The organism is Mucilaginibacter boryungensis (assembly GCF_015221995.1).
Taxonomy (GTDB): Bacteria; Bacteroidota; Bacteroidia; order Sphingobacteriales; family Sphingobacteriaceae; genus Mucilaginibacter; species Mucilaginibacter boryungensis.
In genome coordinates this window covers 2,784,308-2,805,326 of the sequence record NZ_JADFFM010000001.1, presented here as the reverse complement: position 1 = coordinate 2,805,326, position 21,019 = coordinate 2,784,308, and the positions used below count along the sequence as shown (strand labels likewise).

18 protein-coding genes are annotated in these 21,019 nt (G+C 43.4%); 9 read left to right on the top strand and 9 right to left on the bottom strand.

From position 1 onward, the window contains the following. Positions 1–20: 20 nt before the first annotated feature. The 4 genes from IRJ18_RS11835 to IRJ18_RS11820 all read left to right on the top strand — a co-directional run bounded on the left by IRJ18_RS11835 (position 21) and on the right by IRJ18_RS11820 (position 3,008). Positions 21–728 carry a response regulator transcription factor gene (locus IRJ18_RS11835; RefSeq protein WP_194106408.1) on the top strand — a complete coding sequence of 236 codons (708 nt, stop codon included), beginning with the start codon at positions 21–23 and terminating at the stop codon, positions 726–728. Next, positions 728–1,270, top strand: a complete 543-nt coding sequence (locus tag IRJ18_RS11830; RefSeq protein WP_194106407.1) for a tetratricopeptide repeat protein — start codon at positions 728–730, stop codon at positions 1,268–1,270. The genes IRJ18_RS11835 and IRJ18_RS11830 overlap by 1 nt, the downstream gene beginning before the upstream one ends. Before the next feature lie 76 nt (positions 1,271–1,346). Beyond that, on the top strand, positions 1,347–2,372 hold the full coding sequence (gene hemE, locus IRJ18_RS11825; protein WP_194106406.1) for a uroporphyrinogen decarboxylase: 1,026 nt from the start codon (positions 1,347–1,349) through the stop codon (positions 2,370–2,372). Between the two features lie 102 nt (positions 2,373–2,474). Continuing rightward, positions 2,475–3,008 (top strand): CopD family protein, encoded by a 534-nt coding sequence (locus IRJ18_RS11820; protein ID WP_194106405.1) that lies wholly within the window; start codon positions 2,475–2,477, stop codon positions 3,006–3,008. Here IRJ18_RS11820 and IRJ18_RS11815 read toward each other — a convergent pair whose 3' ends face one another. Genes IRJ18_RS11815 through IRJ18_RS11805 form a run of 3 tightly spaced genes read right to left on the bottom strand, consistent with a single transcriptional unit; the run spans position 3,009 to position 5,332 of the window. Beyond that, positions 3,009–3,506 carry a hypothetical protein gene (locus tag IRJ18_RS11815; protein WP_194106404.1) on the bottom strand — a complete coding sequence of 166 codons (498 nt, stop codon included), beginning with the start codon at positions 3,504–3,506 and terminating at the stop codon, positions 3,009–3,011. 1 nt (position 3,507) lies between these two features. Next, positions 3,508–4,050 (bottom strand): GNAT family N-acetyltransferase, encoded by a 543-nt coding sequence (locus tag IRJ18_RS11810; protein WP_194106403.1) that lies wholly within the window; start codon positions 4,048–4,050, stop codon positions 3,508–3,510. 1 nt (position 4,051) lies between these two features. After that, positions 4,052–5,332: a metal-dependent hydrolase family protein gene (locus IRJ18_RS11805; protein ID WP_194106402.1), complete on the bottom strand. Its 1,281-nt coding sequence runs from the start codon at positions 5,330–5,332 to the stop codon at positions 4,052–4,054. 112 nt (positions 5,333–5,444) lie between these two features. On the opposite strand from IRJ18_RS11805, the gene IRJ18_RS11800 reads away from it, so the two are divergent. The 4 genes from IRJ18_RS11800 (at position 5,445) to IRJ18_RS11785 (ending at position 8,730) form a co-directional block, all read left to right on the top strand. Beyond that, entirely contained in the window at positions 5,445–6,017 is a 573-nt protein-coding gene (locus tag IRJ18_RS11800; RefSeq protein ID WP_194106715.1) for an RNA polymerase sigma factor, read from the top strand. Beyond that, complete coding sequence (locus tag IRJ18_RS11795; RefSeq protein WP_194106401.1) at positions 6,001–6,786, top strand: hypothetical protein; 786 nt, start codon at positions 6,001–6,003, stop codon at positions 6,784–6,786. The genes IRJ18_RS11800 and IRJ18_RS11795 overlap by 17 nt, the downstream gene beginning before the upstream one ends. 26 nt (positions 6,787–6,812) lie before the next feature. After that, positions 6,813–7,601: an outer membrane beta-barrel protein gene (locus IRJ18_RS11790; RefSeq protein ID WP_194106400.1), complete on the top strand. Its 789-nt coding sequence runs from the start codon at positions 6,813–6,815 to the stop codon at positions 7,599–7,601. Between the two features lie 130 nt (positions 7,602–7,731). After that, on the top strand, positions 7,732–8,730 hold the full coding sequence (locus IRJ18_RS11785) for an ABC transporter ATP-binding protein (RefSeq protein WP_194106399.1): 999 nt from the start codon (positions 7,732–7,734) through the stop codon (positions 8,728–8,730). Positions 8,731–8,756: 26 nt separating this feature from the next. Here IRJ18_RS11785 and argH read toward each other — a convergent pair whose 3' ends face one another. The 3 genes from argH to IRJ18_RS11770 form a co-directional block, all read right to left on the bottom strand. Next, on the bottom strand, positions 8,757–10,091 hold the full coding sequence (gene argH / locus IRJ18_RS11780) for an argininosuccinate lyase (protein ID WP_194106398.1): 1,335 nt from the start codon (positions 10,089–10,091) through the stop codon (positions 8,757–8,759). 195 nt (positions 10,092–10,286) lie between these two features. Next, complete coding sequence (locus IRJ18_RS11775) at positions 10,287–12,209, bottom strand: ABC-F family ATP-binding cassette domain-containing protein (RefSeq protein WP_194106397.1); 1,923 nt, start codon at positions 12,207–12,209, stop codon at positions 10,287–10,289. A 108-nt stretch (positions 12,210–12,317) separates the two neighbouring features. After that, the gene (locus IRJ18_RS11770) at positions 12,318–13,109 is read right to left on the bottom strand and encodes an SGNH/GDSL hydrolase family protein (RefSeq protein ID WP_228072714.1); all 792 of its coding nucleotides are present in this window, start codon (positions 13,107–13,109) and stop codon (positions 12,318–12,320) included. A 101-nt stretch (positions 13,110–13,210) separates the two neighbouring features. Here IRJ18_RS11770 and IRJ18_RS11765 point away from each other — a divergent pair, with 101 nt between their 5' ends. Continuing rightward, positions 13,211–14,251, top strand: a complete 1,041-nt coding sequence (locus tag IRJ18_RS11765; protein ID WP_194106396.1) for a quinone-dependent dihydroorotate dehydrogenase — start codon at positions 13,211–13,213, stop codon at positions 14,249–14,251. A gap of 8 nt (positions 14,252–14,259) precedes the next feature. Here IRJ18_RS11765 and IRJ18_RS11760 read toward each other — a convergent pair whose 3' ends face one another. The 3 genes from IRJ18_RS11760 to IRJ18_RS11750 form a co-directional block, all read right to left on the bottom strand. Then, on the bottom strand, positions 14,260–18,363 hold the full coding sequence (locus IRJ18_RS11760) for a hybrid sensor histidine kinase/response regulator transcription factor (protein WP_194106395.1): 4,104 nt from the start codon (positions 18,361–18,363) through the stop codon (positions 14,260–14,262). A gap of 123 nt (positions 18,364–18,486) precedes the next feature. Then, positions 18,487–19,698: a glycoside hydrolase family 88 protein gene (locus IRJ18_RS11755; protein WP_194106394.1), complete on the bottom strand. Its 1,212-nt coding sequence runs from the start codon at positions 19,696–19,698 to the stop codon at positions 18,487–18,489. Positions 19,699–19,703: 5 nt separating this feature from the next. Next, positions 19,704–20,945 carry a DUF2264 domain-containing protein gene (locus IRJ18_RS11750; protein ID WP_194106393.1) on the bottom strand — a complete coding sequence of 414 codons (1,242 nt, stop codon included), beginning with the start codon at positions 20,943–20,945 and terminating at the stop codon, positions 19,704–19,706. Positions 20,946–21,019: the final 74 nt, after the last annotated feature.

The following is a 21,019-nucleotide window of genomic DNA, read 5'->3' as shown; positions in this document are numbered from 1 at the left end:
TCTTTTAAATCTTATATACCATGCTTAGCAAAAAAAGAATTTTACTGGCCGAAGATGAAGAGCATCTGTTAGAAGCCATCAAATTAAACCTTGAGCTTGAAGGTTACAAGGTATCTACCGCTACTAACGGCAAAAAAGCCCTGCAAATATTTAAAGAAGAGCGTTTTAACCTGGTGATACTGGACGTGATGATGCCCGAGGTAGATGGTTTTGTAGTTGCTGAAACTATCCGCCTGGAAAATACCGAGGTGCCTATTATGTTCCTTACCGCAAAAAATACTAACGAGGATAAAATATCGGGTCTAAAAAAAGGCGCTGATGATTACCTGACCAAGCCATTCAATCTGGAAGAACTGATCCTGCGTGTAAATAACCTGGTGAAACGCAGCCTGAAAGGTGAAGACCTGAAAGAGTTTAACAGCTATAAAATTGGCGGGAAAACCATTCATTTCAACTCGTTTGAATTGGTAAACGAAGACGGTTCTATTACCCCGTTAACTAAAAAAGAAACCATGCTGCTGAAATTGCTGATAGAGCGCCGTAATGATGCCGTATCGCGTGAGCAGATTTTGGAAACCGTATGGAACTATGATGTTTATCCATCAACCCGTACTATTGATAATTTTATCCTGACCTTCCGTAAATATTTTGAACCCGATCCTAAAAACCCGGTATATTTCCATTCTATCCGTGGCGTAGGTTATAAGTTTACCGATAATCAGCATTAATGTTCACTAATAAAGCCCGGGTTTTAGTTATTGTCGTTTTTTTATTGCTGATGGGCTTTTTTGCTTATCAGCATAGCTATGAATTGGTAGGCGTTGTCCTGCTGTTTGTTATCCTTTTAATTTGGGGGTATTTTAAAGAAGGGCCGATCATCCTGGCTGCTAAATATTTCCATAAAAAGGAATATGCCAAAGCAGAAAGCTTATTACGCCAGATAGCAAACCCCAACTTATTAAGCAAAAAACGACGCGGCTTTTACGAGTTTATTTTGGGCGGCATTTGCATGCAGAAACAGGATTTTGAAGAAGCCGAGCAGCATTATGAACTGGCTGCGCAATATCCTTTGCGTACAGTGAACGACCATGTAGCGGCGTTGGTACATGTAGCCAACATCAGCATTCGTAACGGGAAATATGAAAAAGCTGAAGCTTACCTGCAACTGGCAAAAGATAAAGAGGAGCAGGTGACAGCTAAAATGAAAAGCGTAATTTCGCAGATTGAAGAAGTATTAAAAAAACACCATAAGGAAGATTCAGGAAAATAGAATCAGGAATCAGGGAAGAGTTCAAATTACTTCCTTTGATTCTTGACGCTCAATTCTTGACGCCCGAATAAGAAGCATGAACGATTCACTATTTATAAAAGCCGCATTTTCAGAAAAGACAGAACGCCCGCCCATATGGATGATGCGCCAGGCCGGACGCTTTATGCCCCAGTACTGGGAAATAAAAAACAAATACTCGTTCCTGGAAATGTGCAAAACGCCAGAGATTGCCGCCGATGTTACCATGCTGCCGGTTGATTTGCTGGGTATTGATGCTGCCATCCTGTTCTCGGATATTTTAGTTACCGGCGAAGCCATGGGTGGGGACTTGAGCTTTACTGCTGGGGTAGGGCCGAAATTTGCTAACCCCATACGTACACAGGCCGATATTGACGCTTTACAAACTGATGTAGGTGATAAACTGCAATATGTGGCCGATGCTATTAAAGTTATTCAGCAACGTTTAAACGGCAGCATTCCGCTGATCGGTTTTGCCGGCGCACCTTTTACGGTAATGAGTTATTTGGTGGAAGGCGGGTCATCAAAAGATTTTAAGCTGACCAAGCTGATGCTGCACAACGAACCTGAAATGGCGCATCAATTATTATCTAAAATAGCAACAGTTACTGCTGACTACCTGAACTTGCAAATTGCCGCTGGTGTAAACGCCATCCAGATATTTGATAGTTGGGCACAGGCTTTGGCATGGGATGATTATAAAGAGTTTTCGCACCGTTATATCGCCGAGATCATCAGTAAACTGAACCGCAAGGATATCCCGGTAATATCATTCTGCAAAGGTAGTTCGGTTTTCGCGCCGCTAATGGCCGAAGCCAAGCCGGATGTCATATCCATAGACTGGAATGTTGACCTGTTGGATATTAAGCAGCGCTTACCGCAAAATATAGCTGTACAAGGCAACCTTGATCCGCATATTTTATACGCAGATAAGAAAGTAATTAAAGAACGCATCTACCGCCTGTTCGATAGGATGAAGGGCACTAACGGCTTCATATTTAATTTGGGCCACGGCATTATGCCCGATATCCCATTTGATAATGTAAAGTACGCGGTAGAGGTGATTAAGGAATTTAGATATTAATAAATGTCATTGCGAGGAGCGTAGCGACGCGGCAATCTCGTAGAATGATTTGCAAGCTACGAGATTGCCACGCTGTCGCTCGCAATGACAAACTTTGAATAAATGTACCAATACGTTTTAGCCATACACATCATCTTTGTAGTCTGCTATATGGCGGGGCTGTTTTACATGGTACGTCTATTTATTTACCACACCGAAGCGCAGGACAAGCCCGAACCTGACCGCACCATCCTTTCTAAACAGTTTGAGGTAATGGAAAGCAAGCTGTGGTGGATCATCACTATACCATCAGTTATATTATTAGTAGCGGCGGCTATTATTATGCTGATATTAAACCCATATTGGCTGCAGCAACCCTGGTTGCATGTAAAGCTTTGTTTTGTAGTTGGTTTGGGTATTTACCAGCATATCTGTCAAAATAAAATGAAGGAAATGCGTAATGGCGTCTTCAAATGGACGTCAACTCAACTTCGCATTTGGAATGAAGTAGCCACTATATTCCTGTTCGCCATTGTGTTTTTAGCGGTGCTGAAAAGCGCGGTAAACTGGATATATGGCGTTGTTGGAATTGTATTGCTCTCAATTATCCTGATGCTGGCTGTGAAGCTGTATAAGCGTATAAGGGAGAAGAAGTAGCTATATCCTTTTCAAAATTATTTCATCTGTAGAATTGTTTTGCGCTAACGGTATTTTATTTATTTCTATAACTTCAAATTTTTGTTCCTCACCCTCACGGCTCTTAATTAGTAAAATTGTATTTCCGTTTTTATTGGTTATTTGGGTTTGATAGTATTTGGACTTTACTCCAGCTGATGCTGGTTCGTTGCATATTTGAGAATCTGATTGAAGAAAAAGATCTTTTCGATAGAAGGTCCAGTTAATAAATTCGCAACATTTGTCTAATTGATAGAAATAGTTTTTGTTGCTATATAACCTTATAATTGGCGATTTAAAAAAGGCACTGTCTTGGTTGCAAATTGTCCAGGTCCCAGAACCAATGGAAATAGTTTTTCTGGATTCTTGTTGTATACTTGATTTAAACAATTTAACTAAACTCCTTTTTGTCACGGCTAAATTTTGACATAGCGCCATTTTGAGAAAAAGGGAAAAGAAAATAACTAACCTTATTTTCATATTAATTTGAATTAGAGAATATATAAACTACCTGCCCTTCAGCATTATCTTCACTCACAAACCCATAACGCTCATCCAAAACAAACCCAGTGCGTTTTAATAGCTTAGCTGAAACTGCATTATCAGGATGGGTTAAGGCGATGATCATCTTCAACCGCATATTGTCAAAGCCATAATCAATTACCGCTTGCAGCGCCTCAGTCATTAAACCCTGTCGCTGATATTTGGGCATAAGTTCGTAGCCAATGTCGGCCGAGGCTTTGTCGACATTGAAGTTCCAGTAGCATATGGTGCCAATGAGCGAGGGTTCATCCTTGCGACTAATGACCCAATAGATACCATCCCGGTTTTGTACGACCTGTGCTATTTTATGGATAAAAGCTTCAGCCTGTTCAATGGTAGTGGTAGGCGGCCTGTCAAGATATCGGTTAACCTGCTCGTCCGAACGTAGCTTAAATAATTCTCCGCTGTCAGTTAAAGTAAGTGCCCGTAGGATCAATCGCTCGGTGCTTATTACCGGGAATGGATCGAAATTGGTGTTCATATTAAGGTTGCTTGTATATCACACCATCCTTCATCACTAACTTTGCATTCTTCAATGTTTTAATATCTTCGGCAGGGTTACCGTCAATGGCTACCAGGTCGGCTAAATAACCTTGTTTTATTTCGCCAAGATTTTTCATGCCAAACACTTCCGCGTTTACAGATGTTGCAGAGCGTAGCACATCAAGTGGTTTCATGCCATATTCTACCATTAGTTCCATTTCGCGGCTGTTATCACCATGACTGAATACCCCCACATCGCCACCCATACAAATAGTAACGCCGGCTTTCATAGCATCGGTAAATATTTTGTGCTTTTGTCTTACAGCGTCAGGCTCCGGGTCGGTGCCTTTATGCCAGCCGTGGTAGGTGTTAATTGATTCCGTAGCGTTTAATGTAGGACAAAGCGCTATGCCTTTTTCCTTCATCTGTTTAAATAATTCAGGTGTGCCGCCATCGCCATGTTCAATAGTGCGTACGCCAGCAGCGATAGATCGGCGCATGCCTTCTTCGGTACCTGAATGCACCACTACATATCTGCCTGCGCTGCCCGCTACATGCACCGCCAGTTTTAATTCGTCAACCGTAAATGTGGCTGCAGAGGTGTTATTCAAACCCCAACGGTAATCGGCGTAAAGCTTAATTACATCAGCACCGTTCCCAATTTGCGAGCGGATGACCCGTGTCAGGGCATCAATACCATCCGCTTCTTCAGCGCCTTTGGGGATGCTTTCTTCGGTTTGATCGTTAAACCCTTTGGGGCCATAACTGCCGGTAGCCACAATGGCCCGGGTAGCCACCATTAATCGCGGTCCAGGAATAACGCCTTTTTCAATAGCGTCTTTTAAGCCCACATCATCGTACATGGCGCCCTCGGTACCCAAATCACGCGCCGAGGTAAAACCAGCCATTAAAGTAGCTTTAACGTGGTTTACAGCCCTCGCCGTGCGTTCCGCGCGACTTTCCACCAACACCTGGTCATTCCACAAGGTTTCATTGTAGGGATGCAGGAACATATGCGAATGGCCTTCTATCATTCCCGGCATTAGCGTTGTGCCTTTAAGTTCTATCACTTTTGTCGAGACCGGAGACTTTGCGTTTGCAGCCTCGCCAACCCACATAATATGCCTGCCATTTACCAGCACCCACCAGTTATTGTGCATTTCCCTGCCGTCGAAAACACGGTCGGGCTTTAAAAGCGTATAGTTATCAGATGCGTGCTGGGCTATTGTTTGCAATGCAGAAATACAGCAAATCATCAGCGATAAAAAGGCTTTTCTCATAAGTAGGGAATAATACAGCTTAATGATTTAAATTTAGCATAATTAAATTATTAAAAAATATTTCGCAACCCATGCAACCATTCGGCAACTTTCATCATCTTACCTTCAAATGATGTTTTTAAAACCGAAACATATCACAACGGATGAATTGATCAGTCGCAGTAAAGCGGGGGATGGCAAGGCGCAGGAACTGTTGTATAAACAGTTTGCGGGAAAAATGCTTGCCGTTTGTATGCGCTACGCAACTGACCGGATGGAGGCAGAGGACATGCTGCAAAACGGGTTTATAAAGATGTTCCAAAAACTTGCGGATTACAGGGGAGAGGGATCATTCGAGGGATGGGTAAGACGAATAATGGTACATAGTTCGATTGAGTATTACCGCAAACACCACAAAATGATGCAGGTGGTTGATATAGAAGAATCGGGCTATGAACAATCTGTAAATCCTTTGGCAGCCGAAAATCTGGACGCGAAAGACCTGATGGCGCTGATACAGCAGCTATCACCGGGATACCGGATGGTGTTTAACCTGTATGCTTTGGAAGGTTATTCCCACAGGGAAATTGCTAAGATAGCAGGCATTACAGAAGGGGCGTCAAAGTCGCAACTGTCAAGGGCGCGCAGTATATTAAAAGAACAGATAGAAAAAATGGAGGGCAACCGCTATGAGTATGCAAGATAAAGAGATGGATGCTTTATTCCGCGCAAAGCTGGATAACTACGAAATAGAACCATCGGCAAACGTTTGGACAAATATCAGCCGTGAAATGCATCAACCTGCACAACGTAAAAGCTATGTGCCATTGCTAAGGATAGCAGCCAGCGTATTGGTGCTGGTATCGGCAGGATTGTTCTTTTTGCCTAAGAAGGAAGTGGTTACTAATCCACCTAAAAATAACAGGCTGGCACAAAATACAATGGTTAAACCGGTAACAGGTACACAACAGCCAAGTGTAAATCAGCAGGTAACTGAACCGGCTACACACGTTGCAACTGCTGTAAACGTCCAGCCAAAACAACAAATAGCGGCGGTAGTGAAACATACCCACGTGCCGCAAACAACAACCGAACCTGCGGTTACAAAATCTGAACCGAAAGCAGGTGAGCAAGTGATAGTGCCAAATACAAATCAACAAACAATTGCAACTGTTACTACGAAGCCAGCAGTATCTACGCCGGTTGTACCTGACGGTCCGATAACCTTGAAACCTGCGGATGATACACAAGGATTTGTTAGCAAGCCGATATTGGCATCAGATAATACCGATACCGATAGTGGAGCAAAACCTGTTCAGAAGCACAAAGCGCACGGCTTAGGCAGCTTCTTAAACAAAGTAATAGCCGCTGTAGATAAACGCGACGACAAGATCATTGAGTTTACCGATACCGACGAAGGTGACAGCATTACCGGGATAAACCTGGGTATTTTAAAAGTGAAAAAAGTAAAATAAATTCTCAATCTAAATATAACCCTAATATGAAACGTTTAATTTTTACCGCCTTACTTAGCGCGGCAGCTATGAGTGTGTTCGCTCAATCAGCTTCAACTGATAGTACAACTACAAAAAAAGGAAAATATACTTTCTCGTTTGGCACTAAAGCGTTGCGCGATAGTTCATCAAAAAGAAGATCGAAAGCGCCGGGATTTTCAATGGGATTGACCTTCTCAAGGTTTGATCTGGGTTTAACCACCCTGCTTGATAACGGCAGTTTTAAACTATCACCAACAAATGATTTCTTAAGCTACCGTTCGTGGAAAACTAGTAACGTGGGTTTCGATGTGTTCCAGGCTGGTTACCGCTTCAACAGCTCGTTTAAAATATATATGGCTGGTGGTTTCGATTGGGAACTGATCCGTTTACGTAAGGACATCACCATTACCCGCGATCCCGACCAAAGCGCCCTAAAGTATACTAATGATGCAGTACATTACAGCAAAGACCGCTTCTCATCTGCCTACTTACGTGTACCTTTAATGTTCGATTTTCGTTCGAAAGATAACGCCAACGGCACCAAATGGCATTATGTGTTAGGCCCTGAATTTGGGGTGCTGCTTACCGGCCGCATGAAACAGATCAGCGATGAATATGGCAAACAAAAAATGAACTATGGCTACCACTTCACCAAGTTCCGTTACGGCGCGGTAGCCCGTGTAGGCCATGGTGACATAGGCATATTTGCTAAGTACTACTTTAATGACATGTTTGATACCGCTGCTCAAAAAGGCCTGAAGAACGTATCATTCGGCTTCACTGTAGGTTTTTAACCGACCCACCATATAGTTACATAGCTTAGAGACAGATAAATCATCTGTCTCTTTTTTATTGTGTAATACCCGCGACAGATAATTAACTGTAGCCACGGTAGAATAAACCCTATTCATTACATTTGTCTTAATGACTAATGTTTCTTTTCTACAGGCAACTGCTATCAGTAAAATATATCCCGGCGTGCAAACGGCGGGTTTAAAACCAACCGACCTGACCATTACCCCGGGCAAAATCACGGCTATAATTGGGGCCAGCGGCAGCGGTAAAACTACTTTGCTGCATATGTTGTTCGGCTTAATTACCCCTGATAGTGGGACGGTATATTTTAAGGGCGAACGTGTTTGGGGGCCCGAAGAAAAACTGATACCGGGGCATGACGCCATGAAAATGGTAACCCAGCAAACCGATGATATGAACCTTTTTGCAAAGGTTTACGACAACATATCCATTCTGCTGCCCAATACAGACCTGGAGGCTAAGCGAAACAAAACCGAAGCTGTTTTACAACAGCTAAACATGAAGCGTATTGAAACCAAACGCGTAGCCGACTTAAGCGGGGGCGAGCGCCAGCGGGTAGCTATAGCCCGTGCCCTGGTTACCCAGCCACAGGTTTTGCTTTTGGATGAACCCTTTAACCAGGTAGATACTTCTTTTCGCGAGGGTTTGCAGCAGGATATCCGCAGGGTGGTAAGGGAAACCGGTTTAACTGTCATTATGGTTTCGCACGATCCCGCTGAAGTACTTTCTATGGCCGATGAACTGATTGTTTTAAAAGACGGGGAAATACTGGAGCACGGTGACCCTAAATCGTTATATCAACATCCTGAAAATTTATATACCGCGCGTTTACTTACCAATTGTAATGTATTGAGTAATGCCGAGGCAAAGCTTTGCGGTATCAGTACTGAAAAAGATAATATAGTGATCTATCCCGAGTGGGCATCCACTACGCCCAGCTTCACCGAGAACCACTGGACGGTTAAGCAAATACTATTTAAAGGGTTTTACGAGGAATTGGTGATAGCGCACGATAAACTAACACTCCGGGTGCTGAATGCCCATTTTGGAAAATATACCGAAGGCGATGCGGTACAATTAAAAGTTAGTAAGTATCTGGACTATTGATTTATCCTACACACACACACACAAAGTTATTTCACTAAAGCGGCTACCGCTTCTTCCACCTCGTGAAATTTAAATTGCTGTAATAAGGCATCCATCGCTTCTGCTATCTGTTCATTGTGCAGGTTGCCTACGCTGCCTTCATGCGTGTGTGTTACCTTTTTATCGGGATTGAAGTTACCTTGTTCAATATCCAGCCCTACCTGCTTATAAGCATCGCGGAAGGGCGTGCCATCCAATACCATTTGATTTACTACTTCTACGCTAAACAGGTAAGCGTATTTAGGATCGTTTAGGATATCGGTTTTCACGGTAATATGCTGCAACATAAAATTAGCCATGTGCAGGCATTGTTTCAATTCGGCAAAAGCGGGGAATAACAATTCTTTCAGCAATTGCATTTCCCGGTGATAGCCCGATGGCAGATTGGTGGTCATCATGGCAACGTCGGTTGGCAGGGCCTGAAGGCGGTTACATTTACCGCGCATAATTTCCCAAACATCGGGGTTCTTTTTGTGCGGCATAATACTGCTGCCGGTGGTCAGGTTTTCGGGGTAGCTTACAAAGGCAAAATTTTGGCTCAGGTATAAGCACTGGTCCATAGCCATTTTAGCTATGGTTGCAGCTACAGCCGATAGCGCCTGCGCAATGATCCGCTCGGTTTTACCACGCCCCATTTGCGCGTAAACCACATTGTGGTTCAGGCTGCCAAAACCCAGTAGTTGGGTGGTCATGGTGCGGTTTAAAGGGAATGATGAACCATAACCGGCTGCCGAGCCTAAAGGGTTTTTGTTGGTGATTTTATAAGCGGCCAACACCAGTTCCAGATCATCGGCCAGGCTTTCCGCATAAGCGCCAAACCATAGCCCGAACGATGACGGCATGGCTATCTGCAAATGGGTGTAGCCCGGTAGCAACACATCCTTGTGTTTTTCACTCAGGCTTAATAACAGATCGAACAGGCCTTTTACTTCCTGTACTACCTGTTGTAATTCGTTACGGAAGAATAATTTCAGGTCTACCAAAACCTGATCGTTACGCGAGCGGCCGCTGTGTATTTTTTTGCCGGCCTCGCCAATGCGTCGGGTAAGCAGCAATTCAATTTGCGAGTGCACATCTTCTACACCATCCTCAATCACAAAGCCGTTTTGAGCAATATCAGCATAAATGCTTTTCAGTTCCTGCTGAACCAGTTGCAAGTCATCGGCGCTCATTAATCCAATGCTTTGCAGCATTTGCGTATGCGCTAATGAACCCAGTACATCAAAGGCTGCCATTTGCTGGTCAAACTCACGGTCGCGCCCCACGGTAAAGTTTTCTACCAGTGCGTTAACGTCGGTTGTTTTTTGCCAGATCTTGCTCATGTGTGGTATAATGTTGATGTATTAATCTAAAATAATAAAAAACTTGTCATTGCGAGCGATAGCGTAGCAATCTCATAGTAAGTTTACAAGCGACGGGATGGCCGCGTCGCCCCAACACACATCTTCACTGCTCCTCGCAATGACATATCGGAGATGATGCTTTTACTTCCGGACTTTCGGTCTTCCGGACTGTAACTACGCTTCCATCTCCATTATCTGCTCAGCCAGGGTTTCCCATTTGGCTTGCAGCGATTTTAATTCGCCTTGTTTTGCTTGATAAGCACTTTTGGTTTCCTTTAGCTTGTTAGCATCGTTGTAGATGCCGCTGTCAGCAAGTTTTCCTTCCAATTGTTTAACCTCAGTTTCCAAAGCAGAAATTTGCTCTTCCATTTTTGAAAGATCCTGATTCAGCTTTTTTAGCTGTTGATATTTATTTTCAGTGGGCTGTTGCTTAACCGGTTCGGGTTTCTTTTCTTCCTTTTTAGGTTGGGGAGCAGGTAGCGCAGCTTTGGGTTCCAACTTACGTTTTGCCGCCCATTCTTCGTATTCCTGGTAAGTGCCCGGATATTGTTTGATCTTCTGATCTTCAATAAACCATATTTTGTTAGCGATATTATCAAGGAAGTATCGATCGTGCGATACTACGATAACCGTACCCTCATATTGTTGCAAGGCTTGGATCAGGATGTTAACCGATGCCATATCCAGGTGGTTGGTGGGCTCATCCAGTACCAGGAAGTTTGCGTCGGCAGTTAGTGCCTTCGCCAATGCCACGCGCGATTTTTCGCCACCCGAAAGCACTTTGATCTTTTTGAAAACATCATCACCTGTGAACAGGAATGAGCCTAATATCGAGCGTAACTCGGTATCGGTATGCTTTGGCGCGAAGGCCTGCAATTCCTGCAATATCTGGTTTTCCAGGTGCAGCGATTCTAACTGGTGCTGCGCAAAGAATGTTTGCGTAACGTTATGGCCAACAATGGCTTTACCGGTAAAATCCTTATCAGCGCCTGCTACAATACGCAACAGTGTTGATTTACCTTTACCATTGGCGCCTATCAAAGCTATTTTGTCGCCTTTTTCAATTACGGCTTCGGCGTCATTCAAAATATCGATAGTGGGGTATTTTTTGGTGATATGCTCTAACATCACAACGTGACGCCCGGATTGCTTGCTGAATTTGAAGCTAAAGTTAACTTCAGGATTATCATCATCCACATCATCCACGCGCTCCATTTTGTCAAGCATTTTAATGCGCGATTGCGCCATTTTTGCTTTGGATGCCTTAGCCCGGAAACGCTCGATCAAACGTTCTTCCTGTTTTATTTTCGACTGCTGGTTTTTAAACTCCCCGCGTTGTATTTCGGCACGCAGCGCTTTTTCTTCTAAATAGAAAGTGTAATTGCCAGCATAAACATTCAGTTTACCTTTACGCGATTCAACCGTGCGGTTAATTACTTTATCCAAAAACCATCTATCGTGCGATACGATGATAATAGCGCCGCTAAAAGCTTTCAGATAATCTTCCAGCCATTGGATAGAGGGTAAGTCAAGGTGGTTGGTAGGCTCATCCAGTAACAAAATATCAGGGGCTTGTAACAGGATCTTAGCCAGCATTACACGCATACGCCAACCGCCTGAAAAGGTACTGAGCTTGCGATGGCAATCGGCCTCGCTAAAGCCTAAACCGGCTAAAATTTCGTGAGCTTTGTATTCAATATTATAGCCGTCAAGCAGTTCAAATTCGTGCTGCTTATCGCTTAGTTTATGTAAAAGGTCTTCGCTATAATCGGTTTCCAGTTTTTGCAGTAAAGCCTCTATCTCATCATGTAACTGGTTCTGACGCTCAAAAGCCTCCATAGCTACGTGTACAATGTTTTTATCAGATGAGTAGGAGAGCAGGTCCTGGTTAAGATACCCCATGGTTAAATCCTTAGCCATAGATATGGTACCCGAAGTAGGCTTGTATTCGCCTACGATCATTTTTAAAAGAGTGGTTTTGCCGGTACCGTTAGCCCCAATCAGGCCTATCTTTTCACCAGGTTTAATATGCCAGTTAGCCTCATCATACAATGCCCTTGCACCTATCTCGAACGTAAGATTATTTATAGCGATCATTTGCGCGCAAAGATACGGTTTTTAAGCGGAGCTTAAAAACGGTGATTAGTTAATTAGAGATTAGTTTAAAGGGTGGTAACTAATCTCTAATTAACTAATCTTCAACCTCTAACCCTTCACCGCTTCCAGCCATGCATGCGCCAGTAGTGTAATGCCAGCCATGTTAGGGTGTACGCCATCGTTGCTCCAGTAATTGCCGGGGGCTTGTTTCAGGGCTTTATCAACTACAGTTTGAAAGGGTACAAAAGCAGCGCCGTACTGTTCGGCTATTTCACGCGCCGCTACCTGGAACTCCGGAAATTTTGGGTACCAGGCATCGGTAACCGATTTTACGCCGTTAATGGCATACGGTTCGCAAATGATCAATTTCACGTCGGGCAATGCGGCTTTAGTGCGGTCGATCAGTTTTTTATAATCAGTTCGGTAAGTTTCAATGGTGCCTGTATACGGAGTTTTTGGGTTAAGTGTGTGCCAGTAATCGTTAACGCCAACAAAAATACTAAGTACGTTTGGTTTCAGGCTCAGGCAATCCTCGTCCCATCGGTCGGCCAATTGGTATACTTTATTACCGCTAATGCCTTTGTTGTATATCTGCAGTTTTTTTTCAGGATGATCAACCAGTAAGCGCGAACCGGCCACCAGCGCGTAACCACTGCCCATACAGGCTACGTTATTAGCCTCGGTTTTCTTTTTGTCCCTGCCCGAGTCGGTAATGGAATCGCCTTGGAAAAGGACAATGTCATTTTCAGTTAATCTTACTTTTTTACCTTTAGCTTCCGCAAAAGCTGATGAAGCAAGTTCAGGTATAGACAGAGCGGCAAGTGTGCCTATTGCAGCATTGGTAATAAAAGAGCGGCGGGTGTTGTTCATTCTGGTATAGTTAAATGGTTTATAGATCATAGTCAGGAAAGATTGACTACCGGATAAACAAATATATTTAAAACCTTGCACTCCGGACTATCAGTTATTGGCTAAAACTTAAATAAATTTAACTTTGCGGGATGTATTCGCTCATTAAGCCCATCCTTTTCAAGTTCGATCCTGAAAATGTCCACTATTTTGTAACCGACGGCCTGCAGCTGATTAATAAACTACCCGGCGGCAGCGCAATCAGTCGCGCTATTTGGAATGTAGAAGATAAAAGGCTGGAACGTGAAGTATTTGGCCTGACGTTTAAAAACCCTGTTGGCTTAGCTGCAGGTTTTGACAAGAATGGCGTATTGATAAAAGAAATGGCCAACCTGGGTTTCGGGTTTATTGAAACGGGTACCGTTACGCCTTTGCCGCAAGATGGAAACCCTAAACCCCGCATGTTCAGGTTGCCGGCTGATGAAGCGCTCATTAACCGGATGGGTTTTAACAACTACGGTGTAGATGCCATGGCCGAAAAGATCAGCGAATACCGTAAAAGCCACGCTTCCAAAGAACAACGCATTATAATTGGCGGAAATATTGGCAAAAACAAGATAACCCCCAATGAAGAAGCCGTTAACGATTATATTAAATGTTTCGACCGCCTGTTTGATGTGGTAGACTATTTTGTGGTAAATGTTAGCTCACCAAACACACCGGGATTGCGCGCTTTGCAGGAAAAAGAACCGCTGCTTAATATATTAAGTACACTGCAACAACGTAATCATAAAAATGGCATCACTCGCCCGGTACTGCTTAAAATAGCGCCCGACCTAACCACTGAACAGTTGGACGATATAGTAGAGATTGTACAGCAAAGCGGCATTGCAGGGGTAATAGCCACTAACACAACTATCAGTCGCGAAGGTTTGTCGTCTCCTGAAACATTAAAAAATGAAATAGGCGGATTGAGCGGTAAGCCGTTAACACACCGATCAACCGAGGTGATCAGTTACCTGCATAAAAAGTCAAACGGTTCATTCCCGATAATAGGGGTTGGGGGTATTCATTCTGCCGAAGATGCTTTAGAAAAATTGAATGCAGGGGCGTCGCTGGTGCAGTTGTATACCGGGTTTATTTATGAAGGGCCGGGTTTAATTGGTAAGATAAATAAGGCATTGCTGAAATAATCCAGGATTTACTTTTCGGCCGAATAAGCATATTCTTTAGGGGTGTGGCCATATTGCTCTTTAAAGCATTTTCTAAAGTAATCTACATCAATAAAACCTACCATATAAGCTACTTCGCTTACGTTAAATTTATTTTGCTCTAATAACTGTGCAGCGCGTTTAATGCGCACCCCACGGATGAATTCAATAGCGGTTTGGTTGGTAAGCGCTTTAATTTTACGGTATAGGGTTACCCGGCTCATGCCCACTTCTTTACCTAACTCTTCCACACTTAAAGTAGTTTCGGCCATATTGCGTTCAATAAAGGCCATTACTTTAGCCAGGAATTTTTCATCTGGCGATGTAATGGCTACGTTTTGCGGCTGCAGACTAATTTCTTTGCGGTAACGGTCGCGCAGTTTTTTACGGGAATCGACCAGGTTGCGTACGCGGGTTTCCAATATATCAATACTGAAAGGTTTGGTAATATAATCGTCGGCACCGGTTTCCAGCCCCTCAAGCTTAAATATCAGCGGAGTACGGGCAGTTAACAATATTACCGGGATATGGCTGGTACGCGTATCGGTCTTTATCTTGCTGCAAAGAGTAATGCCGTTCATGTTAGGCATCATTACATCGCTTATCACAATATCGGGTATAAGCTCTGTTGCCAATTTTAAACCCTCAACGCCATCATGGGCTATATGGACATTGTAATCGGCCATAAAGTTAGCTGCCACAAAGTTTAGCACTTCGGCGTTGTCTTCAACTATCAGCATCACGGGTTTATCTATATCTTCAGCTACCGGGCGAAGGATAGCATCAATCGGTTGCTTTTTGTGGATTGATGGCAACAGATATTGTTCAATGCGTTCACTATCTTTAAAATCAGCTACTATTTCATCGGGTTTCAGGTGCGACTTACCTAAAGGCAGTTTCACTGTAAAACATGTGTGCCCGCGTTCGGTATTGTTGCCAACGGTACTCTCAACGCTAATACTGCCGCTGTGCAGTTCTGCCAGTCCCTGTGAAAACGAGAGGCCTATACCTGTGCCGCTAATACTTCTGCCTGGTTCGCTAAAATGGTTGAAACGGTTAAATATCTTCTCAATATTTTCAGGTGGGATGCCCACGCCATTGTCTTCTACATCAACCAATAAACTACCGTTTTCCGTCTTGACATTTACTGATACTTTACCTCCATCTGGAGTAAATTTTAAAGCATTTGATAATAAATTATAAAATATCTTTTCCAGCTTGTCCCTGTCATAATAAACCTGGATATCGGGTGATTGTGATTTGAAAACAAGCGTAATATTTTTCGATTGAGCATACCCTTCAAACGATATTACGATCTCGTTAATAAATCGCACCACATTCCCTTCAGCCGCCTGCAGTTTCATATTACCCTCTTCAAACTTGCGAAAATCCAGCAACTGGTTGATCAGCCTGATCAACCGTTCGCCGTTACGCTGCATCAACATCAATTGGTTTTGCACCTTATTATTACTCTCATTCAGCCTGATGAGTTTCTCCAACGGGGCCAGTATCAGCGTAAGCGGGGTCTTGATCTCGTGCGAGATATTGGTAAAGAAGGCCAGCTTCCTTTGGGCCAGCTCCTGGTCTTTCTGGTGACTTAAATGTTCAAACTCCAATTCGTTAGTCAGCCTTGCCGTTTTAATGGAATAGGAGTAGAACAGGTATAATAGCATACCAATAATGGCCACATAAATTAAGTAAGCCCACCATGTTTTCCACCAGGGCGGCAGCACAATTAGTTTAATGGATTTTACCTGGTTGTTCCAAACCCCATCGTTATTGGCTGCTTTTACCCGGAAAACATACGTACCGGCATCCAAATTAGTATAGGTGGCCATCCGCTGATTATCTACATAATGCCAGTCGTTATCACCTTTAAAGCCTTCCAGCTTATAGGCATAATGGTTATTATCAGGATTAATGAAATTTAAAGCGGCGAACCGGAAACTGATAAAACCCTGATCGTGCGTTAGCGTAATTTCCTTAGTTTCATTGATCTGGCTTTGCAAAGGCGAATCCGCATCGCTTACTAAAACCGGTTTATTCCGGATCAGGAAGTCGGTAATAACCACCGGTGGTTTATAGGTATTGGTAATGATATGCGCCGGATCGAACACCGTTATGCCGGATATGCTGCCAAAGATCATCTGGCTGCCCGGGTGCAGGTTAGTGGCATTGTTAGAAAACTGGTTGCTTGGCAACCCATCAGCAATGGTGTAATTGGTTATTTTAAGGTTTAGTGTATTGAATGGTAAATTAAAATTCTTAAACGCGATTTTTGATAAGCCCTTATTCGTACTTACCCATAAATTGCCCTGCAAATCCTCGTTAATAGCATGTACAACCCCATTGCCCATTCCTTCGCTTTCGCCAATAGCATAAAACCTGTTATTGGTACGGTCATAATAATTTAGCCCGCCGCCCTCGGTGCCAACCCATAAGCGCCCGCGCAAATCAATAAACAAGCTGATAACAGCATTGCTGCTTAAACTATAAGCATTACCTTCATTAAACTTTAGCCGGGTAAACTTTTTAGTATTGCTGTTAAAGTAATTCAACCCGCGCTGGGTGCCTATCCAGTAATTGCCATTATCGGATAATATGGTGCTGATATTATTACTGCTGATGCTATGCGGATCGGTCTGACTGTGTAAATACGTCACCTCCAGGCCGTTTTTGGTTAAAAATTGTAATCCGGCGCCATTTGTACCAATGCAAACAGTACCGGTTGTAGCATCAAGCGCATAGATTTGGTTGCTGGCGGGAGAATTATCGGTTTTTGATAACTTAATTTGGTTAAACTGTTTACGGTTTACATCAAAATAATAAAGCCCGTTATAGGTACCCACCCATAAATTCCCTGCTGGGTCTTTACTGAGTGATTTTATAATGTTGCTGCCGCTTAAAGCCTGCTCATCGGTAATATTATAATGCCTATATACGCCTTTACTAATATTGGCATAATTTAAGCCTCCGCCTTCGGTGCCTATCCATAAACTTCCGTCGGGGTTTTTAATAACCGCGCTTACTACCCGCTGGCTTAACCCTGGTCTTAATCCTATCTGTTCGGATATATTTAGGAAGTTCTTACTTTCCGCATAAAATATATCTACGCCACCTGCATAGGTACCTACCCAAATGTTGCCCGCCTTGTCTTTCATAAAGTGACGTACGGAATTATGGGTTAAAGCCTCGGGATTGTATTTATCATAAGTGTAATTATTAATTCGCCCCGATTTCAAAATGCTTAAACCCTCGCGCGTACCTATCCATATTTCGCTGGTATCCACTACCAACACATCGCGCACAATGTCGCTTAACAGGCTATTTGGGTTGCCTGCCTGCTGGCGATAATTAATGCACGTATTTTTATGCCGGTCGAAATTAAACAGGCCTGCCGTTTCGGTACCTATCCAATAATTATCCCTTTTGCCTTGCCTGATACAACGTATCCCGCTTTTCCTAAGCAGATTATTTTCAGTAAGCAGGGATGGCAGGGGGACGAACCTGCGAGTTGCTATGTCAAATAATTTTAAATCATTACCGGTACCTATCCATAATTGATTATGGGATAAGGTCATGGTTTGTATCTTGTTAGTTAGCTTGTTGTTAACAGGGTTAGGAATAAGGAAAGCAGTGAAACTATAACTTGCCGGATTGTATAGTTTGAGGCCGTCATAGGTTGCTACCCAAAAATCCCCGGCTTTATCCTGCAGGATAGTAGTGATATAATCGTTATTCTCGGATGTCTTTTTTGATTGCGTATACAGCCTTTTAAAACTGTCTTTCTCGCGGTTGTAAATGTTTAGCCCATCGGTGGTACCAACCCACAGTTGTTTGTTTTTATCTTCAAACAGGCAGGTTATTTGGCTATTTGTTAAACTGGCAGGGCTTTTAGTATGCTTGTAAATGTTAAAATCGTATCCATTATAACGGTTCAGTCCATCTTCAGTACCTATCCAAACAAAGCCTTGGCTGTCCTGCAAGGTGCCATAAACCGTGTTTTGCGAAAGGCCTTCGTTTATGGTGAGATGCTTGAATTTAACAGCAGCATTTTGCCCGCTGGTTACCAGCGGGCAAAATGCAAGGCACATTAAAATATATCTCAGCAATAACCGCATTTTTAATAATTACACCGATAAATGTTTATATGATTGGTAGTGCTAAGATAGCGTTTTAACTTTAGCGAAACCAGCTGAACGCCTATGGTTTCTACGCTAATCAATATTTTTATCCATGTTTTTGTACCGCAGCATAGCCTCTGCAAAATAATAATCGGCATAGGTTAGCGGCACATTCACTAATTGCTTTTTAGGTTTATGTCCTGTGCTATGTTCCAGTATAAAACCACCATTGGTACCCGGCGCCGCCTTAAATGCTGGCGATGATAACGTGCGCAATATCGTCTCGGCAGCTGCCATATAACGCTTAGCATTGGCGGCAGATGTATAACGAGATAACTCGATCAGTGCTGAAGCATAAATTGCCCCGGCAGATGCATCGCGCTCGATATTGGGTTTGCCGGGCGCGTCGAAATCCCAATAGGGAACTTTATCTGCCGGCAGGTTAGGATTGTTTAATATAAAGCTGGCAATATGTTCGGCCTGGGCCAGGTATTTAGGATCTTTAGTTTCGCGATACATCATCGTAAAGCCATATAAGCCCCAGCCTTGCCCGCGCGCCCATGCCGATGAATCGGCATAGCCTTGTACGGTTTGCTTTTTGATCACCTCGCCAGTTGCCGGGTTGTAGTTTACCAGGTGATACGAGCTATAATCGGGCCTGAAATGGTTTTTCATGGTGGTGTTAGCATGTGATATGGCCACTTTGGCGTATGAGGGGTCGCCGCTTACCTTTGATGCCCACATCAGCAGTTCCAGGTTCATCATATTATCAATAATCACCCTGAATTGTCCCGGCTGTGACGACCACGACATGGTACAACCCACTGTTGGGTTAAACCGTTTGGCTAAGGTGGCCGCGCTGGTCAGCAAAATTTGTTTATAAGCAGCATCAGGTTTTAGGCGGTTGATCACACCATAGCTATCGTACATCATAAAACCAATATCATGCGAGTTAATGGTTTGCTCTTTCTCCATAACTTTTAGCTTGCGCATGCCCTCGTTATAAAGCGCAGTGTCTTTAGTAGCCTGATAAAGCAGAAATAATGTGCCCGGATAAAAACCGCTCACCCAATTGTTCGATGGGATGATCACCCATTTACCTTTTTCATAGGTATTAGGTAAACTGTCAGCGGGTACATGCTTCATTAGTATTTTATACTGTTTTGCCCCATCAATAAAGTTTTTATCAATCAGTTTTACCAGTTCAGGCTTTGGTTTAAAATGATTTTTTACCTGTGCCGTGGCTATAAATGGTGCAGTTAACGTTGCTGCTAATAATAATATAATTGCTTTGCTGTTTTTCATTGTACTTATTTTTCTTTGTCATCAATAGCATGGTCAATAGGTACATCTATGCCTTTCCATACTTTTTTACTTGTCCAGTCTTCGTCGGCTCCTTGCCAAAACTTATCAGTTGCCAGTAAGCCGAGCGTTAAAAACCCTTCAGAGCATAAATAAAGGCTGCCTGTAGAAATATAGGTTTCGCCAATAGTAGGCTGGTGCCCATAAATGCCAATTTGCAGCCAGCCCTTGTTGTCGAAGGTTTGCGGTGCTTCCATTTGGCGTTTAATTATAGTATACAAGGCCGCGCGCACTTGTTGCGGCTTAATATGTTCGGGTAATTCGTGCATTAAGGCTACCATCGCCAATGCCTGGAAAGCACCGCAACGGTAGGCCAGGGACCGGCCTATAACAGGGTAGGTGCCTTCCGGCGATATCATGCGCTCCTGCACAGCGGCGTAGCGTTTAATATGTGCTAATGCCAACTTATAAGGGGCTTTTTGGGCGCTATCAACATCAACATCAACAATGGTTTTCAGGGTCTGAACCAGCATCGGCTGTATAACAAAACTGTTGTAGTAATCCCAGTGGAAATTAGGGCCGTCACCATAAGCGCCGTCGCCTTTATACCATACATTTAAGTGTTGCTTTATGGCGTAATCCATACGCATCCTATCGCCGTAATGATCGTATTTTAATAATGCGGCCTCAATGGTTGCACTAAATAAAAGCCAGTTTGAATAGGATGGGGTAATCACCCTTGACGATTTTAAAGCTGCTATCACATTAGCCTTTGTAGCGGCATCAAGCTTACCCCATAATTGGTTTGGTGAACGTAATAATGCCTGCGCAAAAAATGCGACATCAACCACTGGCTGATGGCCCTGACTGAAATTTAAAAAATCGGGCCCTTTGGGGTCGGTAGCATTATGAATGCTTATTAAAGCCAGGTCGATATATTTTTTACGCAGTTTACCTTCCGGCGTATTATCCGGGCCAAGTTCAAGCCAGGGTGCCATACCCGCCAGCAGCCGCCCAAACGCTTCCAAATGGGTGCTGTATGCACGCTCTTTAGGGTCCTTAGCTTCTACTGGCATCAGTTTTTTTAACTGATTTTTGCTTAAGGCATCCAGCACCGGATCGGCAATTTTGGTAAGCGTAGTTACCAGATAGGCGCGCTCGGCCGGGCCATTATCTATAGATTGTGCTTTTAAGGTGCTAAAAGCTGGTAATATTGCTGCAAATAGCAGGACTTTGAAACGGTTTTTCATTAAATAAAACTCATTTGATGGTGTACACAGGGATAAATTTCACCTGCCAGGTTTACAAAATTGGTTTTTAGACA

What these genes read in the sequence shown, in the direction of transcription:
- IRJ18_RS11835 (WP_194106408.1), top strand. Translation starts at nt 21, where the DNA reads ATGCTTAGCAAAAAAAGAATTTTACTGGCCGAAGATGAAGAGCATCTG.
- IRJ18_RS11830 (WP_194106407.1), top strand. Translation starts at nt 728, where the DNA reads ATGTTCACTAATAAAGCCCGGGTTTTAGTTATTGTCGTTTTTTTATTG.
- hemE (WP_194106406.1), top strand. Translation starts at nt 1,347, where the DNA reads ATGAACGATTCACTATTTATAAAAGCCGCATTTTCAGAAAAGACAGAA.
- IRJ18_RS11820 (WP_194106405.1), top strand. Translation starts at nt 2,475, where the DNA reads ATGTACCAATACGTTTTAGCCATACACATCATCTTTGTAGTCTGCTAT.
- IRJ18_RS11815 (WP_194106404.1), bottom strand. Translation starts at nt 3,506, where the DNA reads ATGAAAATAAGGTTAGTTATTTTCTTTTCCCTTTTTCTCAAAATGGCG.
- IRJ18_RS11810 (WP_194106403.1), bottom strand. Translation starts at nt 4,050, where the DNA reads ATGAACACCAATTTCGATCCATTCCCGGTAATAAGCACCGAGCGATTG.
- IRJ18_RS11805 (WP_194106402.1), bottom strand. Translation starts at nt 5,332, where the DNA reads ATGAGAAAAGCCTTTTTATCGCTGATGATTTGCTGTATTTCTGCATTG.
- IRJ18_RS11800 (WP_194106715.1), top strand. Translation starts at nt 5,445, where the DNA reads ATGTTTTTAAAACCGAAACATATCACAACGGATGAATTGATCAGTCGC.
- IRJ18_RS11795 (WP_194106401.1), top strand. Translation starts at nt 6,001, where the DNA reads ATGAGTATGCAAGATAAAGAGATGGATGCTTTATTCCGCGCAAAGCTG.
- IRJ18_RS11790 (WP_194106400.1), top strand. Translation starts at nt 6,813, where the DNA reads ATGAAACGTTTAATTTTTACCGCCTTACTTAGCGCGGCAGCTATGAGT.
- IRJ18_RS11785 (WP_194106399.1), top strand. Translation starts at nt 7,732, where the DNA reads ATGACTAATGTTTCTTTTCTACAGGCAACTGCTATCAGTAAAATATAT.
- argH (WP_194106398.1), bottom strand. Translation starts at nt 10,091, where the DNA reads ATGAGCAAGATCTGGCAAAAAACAACCGACGTTAACGCACTGGTAGAA.
- IRJ18_RS11775 (WP_194106397.1), bottom strand. Translation starts at nt 12,209, where the DNA reads ATGATCGCTATAAATAATCTTACGTTCGAGATAGGTGCAAGGGCATTG.
- IRJ18_RS11770 (WP_228072714.1), bottom strand. Translation starts at nt 13,109, where the DNA reads ATGATCTATAAACCATTTAACTATACCAGAATGAACAACACCCGCCGC.
- IRJ18_RS11765 (WP_194106396.1), top strand. Translation starts at nt 13,211, where the DNA reads ATGTATTCGCTCATTAAGCCCATCCTTTTCAAGTTCGATCCTGAAAAT.
- IRJ18_RS11760 (WP_194106395.1), bottom strand. Translation starts at nt 18,363, where the DNA reads ATGTGCCTTGCATTTTGCCCGCTGGTAACCAGCGGGCAAAATGCTGCT.
- IRJ18_RS11755 (WP_194106394.1), bottom strand. Translation starts at nt 19,698, where the DNA reads ATGAAAAACAGCAAAGCAATTATATTATTATTAGCAGCAACGTTAACT.
- IRJ18_RS11750 (WP_194106393.1), bottom strand. Translation starts at nt 20,945, where the DNA reads ATGAAAAACCGTTTCAAAGTCCTGCTATTTGCAGCAATATTACCAGCT.